We start from the raw sequence: 15,680 nt of genomic DNA on the forward strand, positions 1-15,680 counted from the left end.
ATTGCTTGTCGAACATTTCAAGGCCCGGGTCTGTTTTCGAAAGAATTACTTTGTAATTTATGGTATAAAATGGATGCTATATTGTTTATTATAGAAGAGAAGTTTTCATCCCTGGAGGAGGCCGTATATGCTTGAAGTAAGTCGTTTATCAAAGAGTTTTCTGGAAAAGCAGGCTGTCGATGAGCTTTCTTTTTCAATTCAGCCGGGAGAAAGTCTTGGTTTGATCGGTCAGAACGGAGCTGGGAAAACAACCACCTTCCGCATGCTGCTCGGTTTGATGGAGCGTACAGACGGAACGATAGAATGGCAGGGCAAAAAAGCCCATCATCTGCCGCTTGAGCAGGTCGGCTATCTGCCGGAAGAGAGAGGGCTGTTTGCCGAAGAACAGGTGGAGCAGCAGCTGCTGTTTCTGGCTGGCCTGAAAAACATGAACAAGAAAGAAGCAAAAACTTCAATGGCCTACTGGCTCGAAGTGTTCGAGCTTGAGAAGGAAAAGAAGCAGAAATTAAACACGCTCTCCAAGGGCAATCAGCAAAAAATTCAATTGATCGCTGCCCTTGTCCACCGCCCTGATTTTCTTATTCTTGATGAACCGTTCAGCGGACTTGATCCAGTGAACACGGATATTTTGAAGGAAGCCATTCAAAACCTGCGCCGGGATGGCGTGACTATCATTTTTTCAAGCCACCGCATGGAGCACGTGGAAGAAATCTGTGACAAGCTCGTTATGCTTAAAAGCGGAAGGGATATTTTGAGCGGGCGCCTCGGGGAGATCAAGGAGCGCATGGATCGCAACCGGATTGTCGCTGAAGCTCCCTGCCCGCTGGAAGATGTAAGGACGTGGGAAGGGGTGCAGGAGGTGCGTGGATCCGGAGAAAAAATGCACATCTATACAGATACAAAATCAAGATCCCAGGACATTCTGCAGCAGCTTTTTACATATGGAGACGTCCGTGTCTTCCGGATGGAGCCCCCGTCGCTGGAGGAGATTTTTAAAGAGAAAATAGGTGAAAGCGATGCGTAATATGTGGAGAATTTTTGCTCATACATTCCGGGTGCGGGCAGGTGCAAAATCATTTATTGTGTCGACGGCGGTTATGCTTGTGGTCGTGCTTATCGCTCTTAGCCTGCCCAGAATTATCGACTTTTTCGGGGACGGGGAAGCAGAAATCAGCAGCCTGGCTGTGGTCAATGAAAGTGACTCTCTTCAGCTTCCCGGAGAAGCTGCCGGTATAGAGCTTGTGCCGTACGGGCAGGAAGCACAGGCAGAAAACGCCTGGGAGAACGGAGAAACAGACGGCTACCTGCTCTTTGAAAGCAGCGAAAACGGATATGATGGAAATTTATATACCGATGAAGATACGGGGGACGCGGCTCGCGCCCTTTCCGCCGGCATCCAGCAGGCACATGTCTCGCAATACGCACAAGAGCTCGGTATTACGGGCGAAGAGGTTCAGAATATTACCTCACCTGTGCAGATTGCAGAAAGTACAAAGGGCAGTGGAGGAAGCGGAGACTCCTCCTCCGAAGAAGGGTTCAATCTTCTTTCCTACGCGGTTGTCTTTATAATTTACATTTATTCACTGATGTGCGGAATCATGATTGCCATGCAGATTGCCAAGGATAAAGAGCAGCGCGTGATGGAAATTCTTATTTCAAGCGCCTCCCCTGTTCAGCACTTGTTCGGGCGGGCATTCGGAGTGTCGGCCATCTGGCTTTTCCAAATGGCCCTGGTGGCAATAACGGCAGTGATATACGTAAACGCCGCCGGTCTCGATGACATCACCTCGCTTATCAGCTCGGCAGGAGGAGCCGCGGTTTCCACCTGGATATATGCCGTCGTGTTCCTGCTTCTTGGAATTGTTCTTTATGGAACGCTGTACGCCATGGTCGGATCGATGGCAGCCAAAACGGAAGAGGTCCAGAACTTCAGCCAGCCGCTGACGTTCCTGCTCGTAGGGGCATTTGTCCTGTCGAACTTCGGGCTCGCGGCTCCGGGGAATATTTTCGTGACTGCAAGCTCCTTCATTCCTTTTTTCACTCCGTTTACAATGTTTGTAAGAACGAACGCATTAGACGTTCCGTGGTGGCAGATGGGTCTTAGCATCGGACTCAGCCTTGCTCTGGTGGCAGCGGCAGCCTGGTTCAGTGTCCGTCTGTACCGGGGCAGCGTTCTCGTTTACAGCGGTGATTCATTTAGCAGAAGGGTCAGGCAGGCACGGGAACTTGCCCGCAAAAAATGATACACTAAAGCTGTACCATCTATTCATCTTATGCTCACAGGAAAAAGGAGATGATCGTATATGGGATTGTTTGATGCACTGATGGGAAACGCCTCTGAAGCGGATTCGACAAAGGTGGAGGAAGAGCTGCGGGAGTGGTTAACGACAGGCGAGCAGGTCGAAAGTGCTTTTAAACTGTACCGGGATTTAATGGTATTTACAAACAAGCGCCTGATTATGATCGACAAGCAGGGAGTCACCGGGAAAAAGGTGGAATACCACACTGTTCCGTACCGGAGCATTACCCACTACAGTGTAGAAACCGCCGGCACATTTGATTTGGACAGCGAATTAAAAATATGGGTCAGCAGCACGGCAGAGCCCGTATCCAAGACCTTCCGAAACGATGACAATATTTTTGATGTTCAGCGTGCACTGAGTAAGTACGTGCTGTAATAGAAATTTCCGGGTGCCCCTCAGGCATCCGGATTCTTTTTAAAGCAGGAAAATACATATGGTATGATTAACAAAAGTAAATCCACATGAATCAAAAAATATCAAAATTTTCACAAAGATGGAGGGCCATCATGCAGAATAAGGAACAGTCGGCAGTTATTTCGTTGTATGAAAGCAAGCATAAAGAAAAAGATACAGTAGCTACACATACGCATGACACCCATCAGCTGCTGTATGTTCTTGATGGGGACGGAGCCTGTGAACTGGATGAGCACGTGTATGATATTATGGCAGATTCTTTCCTTATTGTGCCTCCGAAAACAAGACATTCAATCCGTGCGGATTCGCATATGACAGTGCTGGTGCTTGAATTGGACGCCGGGAAGCTTAGCCGGGATGTGCGTACACAGCTGATTCCAAACGTTTTTGGCACGGCCCGTGTACAGTCCTTCAGCGCTATTGACAGCAGTGAGCTCCGGCAGATTATGCGGAAAATGCTTTATGAGCAGTCCCACGGCGACCAGCTCTGGCAGATGGCGCTTAAAATTCATATTGCTGAGCTCCTTTGCACACTTGCCCGCTCCAATCAGGACGCAGGGCCGGGAGATACGAATAAACTGCGGGTGGAACGCCTACGGCAGTACATTGATACGCGTTATTATGATATTGAAAGCGCAGAGGATATCGCCGGCCGGATGGGGATGAGTAAGCGGTATATGCAGACTATTTTTAAAGAATACTACGAACGGACGCCGATGCAGTATCTGACTGAGGTCCGTCTCGGACTCGTCAAGCAGCTGCTTTTGGAAAGCGATAAAGATATTGTATCCATATGCTTTGAGGTAGGGTTCGAATCGTTATCCACGTTCTATCGTTTATTTAAAAAACAAGTCGGGGTTCCACCGAACATGTACCGGACGACCCAGAGAAGCAGGGAAGGAACGCAGGACTGAGCTCTAAATCATTTCCGAATCTGAGAATAAACGTCTGCAACTAATAAGACAGCGCATACATTTCTCTCTAGACTGAAAAGTAATCAGTTTAGAGAGGAGCAGGATTAAAATGGCCGAACATACTATTGGCATTATTATGAACGGAGTAACAGGGAGAATGGGGACGAGACAGCACCTGATCCGCTCGATTGCAGCTATCCGCGAGCAGGGAGGCGTCGAGATTGATAAGGGTGAATACATCATGCCGGATCCTGTTTTAGTAGGCAGAAACGAAGAAAAATTGAAAGCGCTTGCCAAGGAGCATGATATTGCACGCTGGACGACCAGCCTGGACGAAGCCCTCGCAGATGAACATAATGTGGTTTATTTTGATTCCCAGACGACATCAAGACGTGCTGAAGGCATTAAACGGGCAATTGAAGCCGGTAAACACATTTACTGTGAAAAGCCGACAGCCACTTCGATGGAAGGAGCGCTTGAATTAGCCCGTCTGGCTAAAGAGGCTGGAGTTAAAAACGGGGTTGTGCAGGATAAGCTGTTTCTGCCTGGTGTGTTGAAGCTGAAAAGGCTGATCGATTCGGGATTTTTCGGGGAAATACTGTCGGTCCGCATGGAGTTCGGCTACTGGGTATTTGAAGGCGGGTGGCAGGAGTCCCAGCGCCCGTCCTGGAACTACAAAAAAGAAGAAGACGGCGGTATCGTGGTGGACATGTTCCCGCACTGGCGCTATGTGCTTGATGAATTATTCGGCTCGGTCCAATCAGTGTCTGCTTCGGTGAAAACGCATATTCCCGAGCGCGTGGACGAGGCGGGAAATACGTATAAAGCAACGGCGGATGACGCCGCGTACGCCACGATGGAGCTTGCAGGGGGTATCACGGCGCAGATTAACTCCTCCTGGGCGGTACGGGTGGACCGCGATGACCTGCTGACGATCCAGGTGGACGGAACCGAAGGCAGTGCTGTAGCCGGACTTAGAAACTGCAAGACCCAGCACCGGGTGAATACGCCAAAGCCTGTGTGGAACCCGGACCTCGAAAACACAATTGACTTTCAGAACCAGTGGGAGGAAGTGCCGGACAATCAGCTGTTTGAAAATGCATTCAAAATCCAGTGGGAAATGTTTTTAAAGCACGTGCATCAGGATGAAGCTTTTCCGTGGGATCTGCTCGAAGGGGCAAAAGGCATGCAGCTGGCTGATCTTGGGCTGCAGTCATCTAAAGAACGCCGCTGGCTCGACGTGCCGGAACTGAATATATAAGGAGGGGCAGCTGATGGCAAACTATATTTATTTACCGAAGGCAGACGGAAGCACGTATCGGTATGAATTGACGCAGACAGAATCTCTGCCGGCTCCTTCGAAAAGCGAGTTCACCTCGAGGACAGCGTATTCTGCCGTTCATGTGACAGCAGACCCATTTGGCAGCAGTGATCCGGTCCGCCGCCCGGCTATTGACTGGGACAAAACGATGGAGTACCGCCATTACCTGTGGTCTCTCGGCCTGTCGGTGGCAGAGGCGATGGACACCGCCCAGAGAGGCATGGGGTTGGTCTGGGAGGATGCGAAGGAGCTGATCACCCGCTCAGTGCGGGAAGCAAAGAGCGTGGGCGGCAATATTGCCAGCGGCGCCGGGACGGATCATCTGGTGCCCGGGCCGGACGTGACCATTGATGACGTGGTGCAGGCGTACGAAGAGCAAAGCTCCTTCGTGGAGCAGGCCGGAAGTAAAATCATTATGATGGCAAGCCGGGCTCTTGCCAAAGCGGCCTCATCTGCGGAGGATTACGAATACGTATACGGTAAAATTCTAAACCAGGTGAAGGAGCCGGTCATTCTGCACTGGCTTGGAGATATGTTTGATCCGAACCTTGCCGGCTACTGGGGCTCAGACGACGTAGATGAGGCGATGGAGGTTTGTCTGCGCGTGCTTCATACGCATGCAGATAAAATTGAAGGCATCAAAATTTCGCTTCTGGATGATCAGAAAGAAATTGAGATGCGGCGGAGATTGCCGGAAAGCGTTCGAATGTATACCGGTGATGACTTTAATTATCCGAGTCTGATTGAAGGAGACGAGCAGGGATACAGCCACGCGCTGCTTGGCATTTTTGATGCGATCGCCCCGGCAGCTGCCGCTGGCTTAAAAGAACTGGATGCGGGCAATATGCAGAAATACCATGAGATTATGGATCCGACAGTTCCACTTGCCCGTCATATTTTTCAGCAGCCGACGTTTGCGTATAAAACCGGTGTGGTGTTTTTAGCTTATTTGAACGGCCATCAGCCGCATTTCCGTATGATTGCCGGGGCAGAGAGCGCCCGGTCCGTGCTGCATTTCAGCGAATTATTCCGGCTGGCCGACGAAGCCAGAGTGTTCCGGGATCCGGAGCTTGCCGCAGCACGCATGAAGCCGATGCTTGAGCTTGCCGGCCTGCAGGCAAAGGAGGTTTATAAATAATGGGTTCTCCTGATATGAATCGTCTGAGCCTGAATCAGATCACTACGGAAAACTGGTCTCTGAAGGAGGCTGCCGAAGGGTGCGCGGAACAGCAGATCCCCTGGATATCTGTATGGCGGCACAAAATAGAGGAAATCGGCTTAAAGGAAAGTAAAAAAATCATCGACGCCAACGGGCTGAAGGTCTCAAGCGTGTGCCGGGGCGGGATGTTTCCGGCCGCCGATAAAGAAGAACGCCTCCGGCGCATCGATGACAATAAACGAGCGGTGGAAGAGGCTGCAGAGCTGGGCACGGATGTGTTGGTGCTCGTATGCGGCCCGTCGCCTGATAAGGATCTTATCCGGAGCAGGGAATGGGTGCGCGAAGGCATTGAAGCAGTACTCCCCTTTGCGGAGCAGTACGGGGTAAAGCTTGGTATTGAACCGCTCCATCCCATGTATGCGGCAGACCGTTCGGTGATCACCACCCTTGGAGAAGCTAATCAGCTGCAGCAGCAGGTGGGAAGCAGCCATCTTGGCGTCGTCGTGGATGTGTTCCACGTCTGGTGGGATCCATTTTTGTACAGGGAAATTGAACACGCCGGAGACACCATTCTGGGCTTTCACGTATCGGACTGGAGTGTGCCGCTGCCGGACATATTTAAAGGCCGCAGCATGATGGGAGAAGGCGTGATTGATATCCCGCGTATCCGCGGTGCGGTCGAGAAGCAGGGCTACAATGGCCCGATTGAGGTGGAGATTATCAATCAGGCCATCTGGGACCAGCCTGGAGAGCAGACCTTAAAGCAGATGAAAGACGCTTATCATATACACGTTTGAACAGATAATAGCGGGGCCGGAAGGCTTGCCGCTATTGTCGTATGTTATAAAACAAAAGGAGAGATGTTTTAATGCCGAAGCCATCCGGGCATACAAATTTTGAACCGGTGCACCACGAAGAGTCTGCCGTAGAAGAAGGGACACTCATAATGGCAGCCGCCGGCCTTGAGCATGGCCATATTTACGGCATGTGCCACGGAATGAAAAACGCGGGAGCGACAGTCAAATGGGTATGGGACAGCGATCCGGAGAAGGTGCGCATATTTCAGCAGAGCTTTCCGGAAGCCAAAGAGGCAGAAACACTTTCACAGGTTCTGCAGGACAAAGGGGTGCAGCTGGTGGCGAGCGCTGCCATTCCGGCAGAAAGAGGCCCGCTTGGCCTCAAAGTGATGGACCACGGCAAGCACTACTTTTCCGCTAAGGCCCCGTTTACCACTCTCGAACAGCTGCAGCAGGCGGAGGAGAAAACAAAAGCCACCGGGCTGAACTGGGCCGTTTTTTACAGTGAACGACTGCAGGTGGAATGCGCAGGCTTTGCCGAGCAGCTGATCAACGAGGGCGCGATTGGAGAAGTCATTCAGGTGCTTGGTACCGGACCGCACCGGTTGAATATAGCGTCGCGTCCGGAATGGTTTTTCCAAAAAGAGCCCACCGGGGGTATTGTATGCGACATCGGAAGCCACCAGATTGAACAGTTCCTCTGGTTCAGCGGCGCCCGGGATGCCGAGGTGCTAAGCAGTACAGCAGCGAATATGGCGCACCCGGAGCATCCCGAATTTGAGGATTACGGTGACGCCCATCTCCGGGGAGATAACGGAGCGGTACACTATTTTCGCGTGGACTGGTTTACGCCGGACGGCCTGAGCAATTGGGGGGACGGCCGGACAATAATTCTAGGCACAGAAGGGTATATAGAACTCAGAAAATATGTGGATCTTACAGACAGTGCACGTGGCGAGCGGCTGTATCTGGTTAACCAGGGCGGCGAAAGAAAATATGATGTAGAAGGGAAAGTAGGATTCCCTTATTTTTTCCGGCTGGCAAAGGACGTGGTGCACGGCACAGTGACAGCCATGCCGCAGGAGCATGCGTTTAAAGCGGCAGAGCTCAGCCTGAAGGCACAAAAGCAGGCAATAAAGATTAAACGGTAGCAGGAGGTTAAAAGAAATGGAACAGTCATGCCGGATCGTCCTGGCGGGCGCAGCAGGATACGGAGAATTATATTTGCAGACATTAATAGAACAAAACCGTCTTTCCTGGGTGGTGGGCGTGGTCGACATTTTTCCGGAAAACAGCTCTTTTTACCAGGATATTCAGGCGGCAGGCATTCCGGTATACGAATCACTGGAGGCTTTTTACGCCGAAAAGGAAGCGGAATTGGCAGTGATTGCGACACCTATTCATCTTCATGCCGCTCAGGCAGTTACAGCGATGAGGGCGGGGAGCCACGTACTCTGCGAAAAACCGGCGTCGGCTTCGTGGGAGGAAGCAGAAGAAATGCGCCGGGTGCGCGATGAAACCGGAAAATTTTTAGCGGTCGGCTTTAACTGGTCGTTTAGTAATGCCATACTCGAGTTCAAGGAAGACATTCAGGCAGGTAAATTTGGAAGGCCGCTTCACGGCAGTGCCCTGGTGCTCTGGCCGCGCAATGAAGCGTATTACGGGCGCTCCAGCTGGGCAGGCAAAAAGCTTGGCGCAGGCGGTGCCCCGATTTTTGACAGTGTGGCAAATAACGCGACAGCCCACTTTATGCATAATTTATTTTATGTGCTCGGGAATACGAAAAACGAAAGCGCAAAAATAAATACTCTGGAGATGGAAGTGTACCGTGCCAACCCGATTGAGACATTTGATACATGTGCACTCCGGGCGGTAACTGATAAAGATGTGGATCTGACATTTTTTGCTTCACATGCGGTTGAAAAAGAAGTGAATCCTTCCTTTTATATGGAGTTTGAAGATGCGGTAGTTTCCTACGAATGGGGGAGCCCGGTGAAAGCGTTGTGGCACAGCGGGGCAGAAAAAAGCTATAATGATCCTGAGAGTGAACATATGCATAAACTAGATGTATGTATCGATGCGGTGCTCGGGGATTCCCAGGATATCCGCTGCGGCCTGGAGGCGTCTTACTCTCATCTGCTGACCATTGAAAGCGTGCATCAGGCATTTCCCGAAAGCTATGCCTTTGCGGAGGAGGTGAAACAGGTGGACGCCTCCCCCGGTTTGACGTATATTCCGGGACTCGCGGAAGTGCTTGAAGCCTGTTACAAAGAGCGAAAGCTTCCGGCGGAAACTACAGCAGCCTGGGCACGGGAAAAGAAAATGCTAAGCATTAACGGCGCCCGCTATCCGTATTGAATATGCATTATCTAAGGGGGACAAAAGCATGCTTCAGGAAGAAGAATTAAAGCACCAGACAATGCGAAAATGGATAATCCAAAAAGGAAAAAGCCCCCGGGTGGAACTGTTAAACCTTGGGGCAAGAGTCCAGCGGATATGGGCGAAGGACCGAAATGGAGTTGAAGAAAATATTCTGCTCAGCTACGCAGGGCCGGAGCAGTACGAGCGGGACAACATCTTTCTCGGCGCAGTCGTCGGCCCGGTGGCTGGTCGTATTCCCGAGGGACGGATGACAGCAGCCGACGTAGAGCATCCCTTAACTACAAATGAAGGCAGGCATCATTTGCATGGAGGAGACGGCGGCTTTGGCAATGTCTACTGGGAAGCCGACGCCGGTGAAGATGACCAGCAGGCATGGGTACGTTTTTCGATTCACAGAACGGACGGCACTGACGGCTATCCTGGGAATGTGAAGGCATCTGTTACTTACATTGTGGAGGCCGGCGGCGATTTTACCGTCGAATATGATGGAGAGTCAGATACTGATACCTGGTTCAGCCCGACCCAGCATATGTACATAAACCTGAGCGGAAATAACAAGCGCCCGGTCACAGAACAGCATGCTGAGATTCACGCCTCGGAGGTCCTGGAGCTTGATAGAGAGCTGATTCCTACAGGAAAGCTTTTTTCAACAGCAGGAACGCCCTTTGAATTAAACGGAGACAAACCGCTAGGCGAACATATTAACAGCTTTCATGAGCAGGTGCGTGACGTAGCTGGCGGCATCGACCATTTCTTTATCCTCGAAGAAGGGAAAGAACCACAGGCAAGTGTATGGGATGAGTCTTCAGGACGGCAGCTTGATATTATCACAAGCGCTCCGGGGGCTGTGGTGTATACATCAAACAATGGGCCTGAACAGGATTTTGAAGCGGGTCCTAAAGAAAAGCACCGTGGTATCTGCATCGAAACCCAGCAGCTGCCGGTGGATTTTGCTCATTTAGGAAAGCCGACTGCATATCTGAGTGCAAAAAACCATTTCCAGAGTTCTACGACCCTTCGAATGAACACAAGATAACCAAGAAAAAACAACTCTTCCGGAGTTGTTTTTTTATAGAATTCTTCTGTTTTCTTCTGAAATTGAGAGTGAAATTCTTAATTTAATAAGACGTAGTTTTTGAAAGCGCTTAAAATAATAACAAAGCAGTAGAGAACAGATATTTCCTTGCTGAAAAAATAGAAAGGGGTTTCTTATATGAAAAAGTGGAAATGGGCGCGGGCCGGAACAATAGCATTAACTTCTTCGGCACTGCTGACACTGGCCGGCTGTGGAGGGAGCGGAAGTGCTTCATCAGAATCAGCAGAGGCGAATGCAGAAGAAACACAGACGTTAACACTTGCACATATTCACAACGATGCAAGTCCTGTGTATCAAAGTCTTGAAGACTTTGCTGATAAAGTGGAAGAAAAAACTGATGGAAGCGTACAGGTGGATATTTACGCAGAGGGGGTACTCGGTGGAGAAACGAAGGTAATGGAGCTGGTGCAGAACGGGGTGATTGATTTTGCCAAGGTAAATGGCGGAGTCGTGGAAAGCTTCGATGAGCAGTTCTCTGTCTTCAGTCTGCCGTATATATTTTCGAGTAACGAACAATTCCGCTCATTTATGGAAACGGATACAATTGATGAAATGTACAACGATTTATCAGAGGCCCAGCTTCGCGGCATTACTTATTACGATGCAGGGGCCCGGAGTTTCTATACACAGGATACAAAAATAGAAAGCCCGGAGGATCTCCAGGGGCTTAAAATTCGGACAATGACCAATGTCACTTCAATCGAAACGATGGAAATGCTCGGTGCTTCGCCAACGCCGCTTTCAGCAACCGAAGTTTATACATCGTTGCAGCAGGGGGTCATTGACGGAGCGGAGAGCAGCCCAATTGCCTTGACGGATGCCAACCACGGTGAAGTGGCAAAGCAGTTTTCCTTTGACGAGCATACGCGCATACCGGATTTTCTTATTATGAGTGATGAGACGTGGCAGGATTTAAGTGAAAAAGAGCAGGCTGCGGTTCAGGAGGCCGGAGAGGAAACAACAGAAACGCACAACGAACGCTGGGACGAGATGATTGAAGAAAGCATGCAGCAGGCAGAAGAGGAAATGGGTGTTGAATTCTCTTATCCTGATCAGGAACCATTCCGGAAAAAGGTGGAGCCTCTCATTGAAGAACGGCGGGCGGAAAATCCGGATGTTGATAACGTAATCAGCGAGATTGAAGCAATGGAAGAATAAGTGGACAGGTAAGGGGTGAGGAACATGCAGGCAGTAAAAAAGAGTATTGACCTGGTGCTTTTAGTTATTACGAGTGCTCTGGTTATATTCCTGACAGTAGCAGCAATATGGCAGGTATTTACGAGATTTGTGCTTGGAGATCCGAGTATTATTACAGAAGAAGTACTTCGTTTTTCATTAATCTGGATTGCTTTTTTAGGCGGCGCGTACGCGTTTGGCCAGGACGAGCATTTAGCCATTTCCTTTTTAAGGGACAAGATTACCGGAAAAGCCCATCTGGGGCTCCGCTGGCTGATTGACCTGATTGTCATTGGTTTTGCACTGTTTGTTCTGGTGATTGGCGGCTATACGATTGCAAGTGCAACGATGGCAGAGCTTTCACCTATTTTAAGAATTCCAATGGGATGGATTTACGGCATTCTTCCGGTCAGTGGGGTCATCGTTATTTTCTATCAGGTTTACAACATGATGAACCGGCAGGAAGTGGAAGCGCCCCGTCCTGAAGAAAAGGGGGATCATGAATGGATGTAGCTGTTTGGACCGGCATTATACTATTTGGATTGTTTTTCCTATTCTTATTTATTGGTGTGCCAATCGCGGTAAGCATTGCAGCAGCAACATTTGCCGCTGCGCTGCTGATTTTATCCGTGGATGCATCGCTTCTTGCGGTGTCCCAGCAGCTAATTACCGGGGTGGACAGCACCGTGCTTCTCGCTCTTGTATTCTTTATGCTTGCGGGAAGCATTATGAACAACGGTGGGATTGCTCTTCGGCTGATTAACCTGGCAAAGCTGATGGGCGGGCGGATGGCCGGGTCGCTTGCTCATACAAACATTATCGGTAACACCCTGTTTGGCGCCATTTCCGGATCGGCGATTGCCGCTGCGGCTTCAATGGGAAGAATCATGCATCCCCAGCAGGAAAAAGAAGGCTACTCTTCTTCCTATTCTGCGGCTGTTAATATTGCTTCAGCACCGACCGGGCTGATCATCCCGCCAAGCGGTATGCCTATTATCTATTCACTGTTAACTGGCGGAACTTCGATTGGCGCTTTGTTTATAGCCGGGTATCTGCCAGGACTTCTAATGGTCGGACTTTTAATAATCGTTGCCTATATTCTTGCCAAGCGGGCGAAGTATCCTGTGGCTGATAAGACAGGAGGCGGGGAAGCGGTAAAAATTATCTGGCAGGCCGTACCAAGCTTATTTTTGATTGTAATTGTCATCGGCGGTATAGCCGGCGGAATATTTACAGCAACCGAAGGGGCTGCAGTGGCAGTATTTTATGCACTTCTGCTTTGCTTAATTTACCGCAGTCTTTCACTTTCTGATTTCCCAAAGATTTTGAAGGAGACTGTTTCTTATTCGGGCATTATCCTGCTTTTAATCGGTGCATCGACAGCGATGAGCTGGGTGCTTGCGTATGCGGAAATCCCGCAGTCAATTACTAATGCGATGCTCTCAGCTACCGATAATACTATAATTTTATTACTTATAATGCTTTTGATTTTGTTAGTCGTCGGCACGTTTATGGACGTAGCACCGGCCCTGCTGATTTTCACACCAATTATGTTCCCGGTGGCCACAGAGATGGGCCTGCATCCGGTACACTTTGGAATGATCATGGCAATGGCACTTGCAATCGGGGTTACGACGCCTCCAATCGGAACTGTGCTGTTTATCGGCAGCAGTGTCAGTAAAGTGCCAATCGAAAAAATTATACCAAAGCTGATGATGTTTTATGTGCCGCTTGTCGCAGCGCTTGTCTTAGTGGCATTCATTCCAGAAATCAGCTTGTTCCTGCCAAGGCTGTTCGGCCTGGTGGAATAACAGCGTGCAAAGCAGTTCTGCGTAAAGCAGGGCTGCTTTGGTAATAAAATAAGCATTAAAAATGATAACAACAAAAATGTATAGTTAATTTTATTTGTTTTATTTGGTTTTATGTTTGTTTTTGATGTGGTTTATGATAGGATAAACATATGAAAACGCTTAAAGAAGATTGATGGAGGGTGAAGAATGATTACAAACGTTAAAAGGGTAAAAAACCTCTGGAATGAGAACGAAGCATCCAGATTTAAGACCGGCGTAGAGCAGCTTCGCTATCGTTCCAACCTGCTGGGGCAGGACCGTTCGGTATGCAACTGGGGCGGCGGGAACACGTCGCTAAAAACAACGGAAAAAGATTTCCGCGGACGTGATATTGAAGTGATGTGGGTGAAGGGGAGTGGCTCGGACCTTGCGACCATGGAAGAAAAACACTTTACTGCTTTGAGCATGGAGGATATCCGTCCGTTGATGGAGCGCGAAGAAATGCCGGACGAGGAAATGGTAGCGTACCTGCGTCACTGCATGATCGACCCGGGTCATCCTCGTTCATCCATCGAAACGCTTCTCCACGCTTTTCTGCCTTTTAAACACGTGGATCATACGCACCCGGATGCCATTATTAGTATTTGCTGCGCAGACAACGGCAAGGATATTGCCCGGGAAATATTCGGGGACCGTTTTGTCTGGGTGCCATACGTACGTCCGGGATTCACGCTGTCCAAAATGATCGCCGAAGGCGTGCAGAACAATCCGAATGCAGAAATGGTGCTGATGGAAAAGCACGGCCTGGTGACATGGGGAGAAACCTCGAAGAAAAGCTATGACCAGACGATCGAAGTCATTCAGGAAGCAGAAGACTACATTGTAAAAACGCAGGAAAGTCAACAGACTGTGTTTGGAGGCGAACATACGAAGGCGCTGCCGGAGGAAGAACGAAAAGAACTGCTTGCCGGAGTCATGCCGGTTATTCGAGGAGCAGTAAGTGACCATAAAAAAATGATACTTTCGTACTCGGATGACGAAGCGGTGCTTGAATTTGTGAACAGTAAAGATGCACCTAAGCTTTCTCAGGTGGGGGCAGCCTGCCCGGACCACCTTGTGCACACGAAACGAACACCCCTGTTTGTTGACTGGAAGCCATCAGAGGGCCAGGACGCTCTGGCTGAAAAAGTAAAAGCAGGAATCGAGACATACAAGCAGGAATACACCAAGTACTTTGAAAGAAATAAAAATGAAGGCGACACAATGTTTGATCCGGCACCGCGCGTCATTTTAATTCCAGGCGTGGGCATGGTCAATACCGGCAAGGACAAACGGATGGCCAACGTTAGCGGAGCACTCTATCACCGGGCGATTGCTGTCATGAAAGGAAGCACGGCTCTCGGATCGTTCGTTTCCCTGTCGGAAAATGAATCCTATAACGTCGAGTACTGGCCGCTCGAGCTGTATAAGCTTTCACTTGCTCCGCCGGAAGCAGAGTTCTCGAGACAGGTGGCATTTATTACTGGAGGAGCCGGGGGAATCGGATCGGCAGCCTGCCGGGAATTGCTTGGAGACGGTGCTCATGTGGTGATTGCCGACTTGAACGCTGACGGAGCTAAGGAAAAAGCCGACGAATATACGCGGGCCTACGGAGAAGAACGAGCATATGACGTGGCAATGGATGTCACCTCTGAAGAAGCTGTCGCGACTGCTTTCAAGGAAGCGGCTCTGCAGTACGGAGGAGTTGATATCATCGTCAACAATGCGGGCCTTGCTTCTTCCAGCCCGCTTGATGAAACAACGCTGAAGCAGTGGCAGCTGAATATGGACGTGCTCGGCACCGGCTACTTTTTGGTGGCCCGTGAAGCGTTCACTCAGATGAAGGCCCAGGGGACTGGAGGAAACATGGTATTTGTCGGATCTAAAAACTCAGTATACGCCGGGAAAAACGTGGCAGCCTACAGCTCGGCCAAAGCGCTCGAAGCCCATCTTGCCCGCTGCATCGCAGCCGAAGGCGGGGAGTACGGTATCCGTGTGAACTCTGTTCTGCCGGACGCCGTGCTGCAGGGATCGAAAATCTGGTCCTCTTCATGGAAGGAAGAACGGGCGGCGGCCTACGGTATTGACCCTGACGAGCTGGATGAGCATTACCGTAAACGCACAACACTTCTCGTTAATATTTATCCGGAGGATATTGCAGAAGCGATTGCTTTCTTTGCTTCAACGAAATCAGAAAAAACGACCGGGTGCATGCTGACCGTAGACGGCGGTGTGCCGGCGGCTTTTACACGCTAAACAAAGCAAGGAGCTGCCTGCCGGAGAACCCGG

14 protein-coding genes are annotated in these 15,680 nt (G+C 50.0%); all 14 read left to right on the plus strand.

Annotated elements, in window-relative coordinates; all coding sequences use genetic code 11:
* Positions 1 to 127 precede the first annotated feature (127 nt).
* The 14 genes from Q0757_RS03775 (at position 128) to Q0757_RS03840 (ending at position 15,647) form a co-directional block, all read left to right on the plus strand.
* Complete coding sequence (locus Q0757_RS03775) at positions 128 to 1,024, plus strand: ABC transporter ATP-binding protein (RefSeq protein ID WP_298784904.1); 897 nt, start codon at positions 128 to 130, stop codon at positions 1,022 to 1,024.
* Complete coding sequence (locus Q0757_RS03780; RefSeq protein WP_298784906.1) at positions 1,017 to 2,243, plus strand: ABC transporter permease; 1,227 nt, start codon at positions 1,017 to 1,019, stop codon at positions 2,241 to 2,243. The genes Q0757_RS03775 and Q0757_RS03780 overlap by 8 nt, the downstream gene beginning before the upstream one ends.
* A gap of 60 nt (positions 2,244 to 2,303) precedes the next feature.
* Complete coding sequence (locus Q0757_RS03785) at positions 2,304 to 2,678, plus strand: PH domain-containing protein (RefSeq protein ID WP_298784908.1); 375 nt, start codon at positions 2,304 to 2,306, stop codon at positions 2,676 to 2,678.
* A gap of 131 nt (positions 2,679 to 2,809) precedes the next feature.
* Positions 2,810 to 3,631: an AraC family transcriptional regulator gene (locus Q0757_RS03790; RefSeq protein ID WP_298784910.1), complete on the plus strand. Its 822-nt coding sequence runs from the start codon at positions 2,810 to 2,812 to the stop codon at positions 3,629 to 3,631.
* A gap of 109 nt (positions 3,632 to 3,740) precedes the next feature.
* The gene (locus tag Q0757_RS03795) at positions 3,741 to 4,892 is read left to right on the plus strand and encodes a Gfo/Idh/MocA family protein (RefSeq protein ID WP_298784912.1); all 1,152 of its coding nucleotides are present in this window, start codon (positions 3,741 to 3,743) and stop codon (positions 4,890 to 4,892) included.
* A gap of 13 nt (positions 4,893 to 4,905) precedes the next feature.
* A complete protein-coding gene (locus Q0757_RS03800; protein WP_298784914.1) occupies positions 4,906 to 6,090 on the plus strand; it encodes a dihydrodipicolinate synthase family protein in 1,185 nt (394 codons plus the stop codon).
* The gene (locus Q0757_RS03805) at positions 6,090 to 6,908 is read left to right on the plus strand and encodes a sugar phosphate isomerase/epimerase (protein WP_298784916.1); all 819 of its coding nucleotides are present in this window, start codon (positions 6,090 to 6,092) and stop codon (positions 6,906 to 6,908) included. Before Q0757_RS03800 ends, Q0757_RS03805 begins: the two co-directional genes overlap by 1 nt.
* A gap of 71 nt (positions 6,909 to 6,979) precedes the next feature.
* A complete protein-coding gene (locus Q0757_RS03810) occupies positions 6,980 to 8,059 on the plus strand; it encodes a Gfo/Idh/MocA family protein (protein ID WP_298784918.1) in 1,080 nt (359 codons plus the stop codon).
* Positions 8,060 to 8,075: 16 nt separating this feature from the next.
* Positions 8,076 to 9,266 (plus strand): Gfo/Idh/MocA family protein, encoded by a 1,191-nt coding sequence (locus Q0757_RS03815; protein ID WP_298784921.1) that lies wholly within the window; start codon positions 8,076 to 8,078, stop codon positions 9,264 to 9,266.
* A gap of 28 nt (positions 9,267 to 9,294) precedes the next feature.
* Positions 9,295 to 10,326, plus strand: a complete 1,032-nt coding sequence (locus Q0757_RS03820; RefSeq protein WP_298784923.1) for an aldose epimerase family protein — start codon at positions 9,295 to 9,297, stop codon at positions 10,324 to 10,326.
* Positions 10,327 to 10,503: 177 nt separating this feature from the next.
* Positions 10,504 to 11,544 (plus strand): TRAP transporter substrate-binding protein, encoded by a 1,041-nt coding sequence (locus Q0757_RS03825; protein WP_298784925.1) that lies wholly within the window; start codon positions 10,504 to 10,506, stop codon positions 11,542 to 11,544.
* A gap of 24 nt (positions 11,545 to 11,568) precedes the next feature.
* Entirely contained in the window at positions 11,569 to 12,075 is a 507-nt protein-coding gene (locus tag Q0757_RS03830; RefSeq protein ID WP_298784927.1) for a TRAP transporter small permease, read from the plus strand.
* Positions 12,066 to 13,373 (plus strand): TRAP transporter large permease, encoded by a 1,308-nt coding sequence (locus Q0757_RS03835; protein ID WP_298784929.1) that lies wholly within the window; start codon positions 12,066 to 12,068, stop codon positions 13,371 to 13,373. Before Q0757_RS03830 ends, Q0757_RS03835 begins: the two co-directional genes overlap by 10 nt.
* Before the next feature lie 186 nt (positions 13,374 to 13,559).
* Positions 13,560 to 15,647 carry a bifunctional aldolase/short-chain dehydrogenase gene (locus Q0757_RS03840; protein WP_298784931.1) on the plus strand — a complete coding sequence of 696 codons (2,088 nt, stop codon included), beginning with the start codon at positions 13,560 to 13,562 and terminating at the stop codon, positions 15,645 to 15,647.
* Positions 15,648 to 15,680 lie beyond the last annotated feature (33 nt).

The organism is uncultured Marinococcus sp. (assembly GCF_947493875.1).
Lineage (GTDB): Bacteria > Bacillota > Bacilli > Bacillales > Marinococcaceae > Marinococcus.

What these genes read in the sequence shown, in the direction of transcription:
- Q0757_RS03775 (WP_298784904.1), top strand. Translation starts at nt 128, where the DNA reads ATGCTTGAAGTAAGTCGTTTATCAAAGAGTTTTCTGGAAAAGCAGGCT.
- Q0757_RS03780 (WP_298784906.1), top strand. Translation starts at nt 1,017, where the DNA reads ATGCGTAATATGTGGAGAATTTTTGCTCATACATTCCGGGTGCGGGCA.
- Q0757_RS03785 (WP_298784908.1), top strand. Translation starts at nt 2,304, where the DNA reads ATGGGATTGTTTGATGCACTGATGGGAAACGCCTCTGAAGCGGATTCG.
- Q0757_RS03790 (WP_298784910.1), top strand. Translation starts at nt 2,810, where the DNA reads ATGCAGAATAAGGAACAGTCGGCAGTTATTTCGTTGTATGAAAGCAAG.
- Q0757_RS03795 (WP_298784912.1), top strand. Translation starts at nt 3,741, where the DNA reads ATGGCCGAACATACTATTGGCATTATTATGAACGGAGTAACAGGGAGA.
- Q0757_RS03800 (WP_298784914.1), top strand. Translation starts at nt 4,906, where the DNA reads ATGGCAAACTATATTTATTTACCGAAGGCAGACGGAAGCACGTATCGG.
- Q0757_RS03805 (WP_298784916.1), top strand. Translation starts at nt 6,090, where the DNA reads ATGGGTTCTCCTGATATGAATCGTCTGAGCCTGAATCAGATCACTACG.
- Q0757_RS03810 (WP_298784918.1), top strand. Translation starts at nt 6,980, where the DNA reads ATGCCGAAGCCATCCGGGCATACAAATTTTGAACCGGTGCACCACGAA.
- Q0757_RS03815 (WP_298784921.1), top strand. Translation starts at nt 8,076, where the DNA reads ATGGAACAGTCATGCCGGATCGTCCTGGCGGGCGCAGCAGGATACGGA.
- Q0757_RS03820 (WP_298784923.1), top strand. Translation starts at nt 9,295, where the DNA reads ATGCTTCAGGAAGAAGAATTAAAGCACCAGACAATGCGAAAATGGATA.
- Q0757_RS03825 (WP_298784925.1), top strand. Translation starts at nt 10,504, where the DNA reads ATGAAAAAGTGGAAATGGGCGCGGGCCGGAACAATAGCATTAACTTCT.
- Q0757_RS03830 (WP_298784927.1), top strand. Translation starts at nt 11,569, where the DNA reads ATGCAGGCAGTAAAAAAGAGTATTGACCTGGTGCTTTTAGTTATTACG.
- Q0757_RS03835 (WP_298784929.1), top strand. Translation starts at nt 12,066, where the DNA reads ATGGATGTAGCTGTTTGGACCGGCATTATACTATTTGGATTGTTTTTC.
- Q0757_RS03840 (WP_298784931.1), top strand. Translation starts at nt 13,560, where the DNA reads ATGATTACAAACGTTAAAAGGGTAAAAAACCTCTGGAATGAGAACGAA.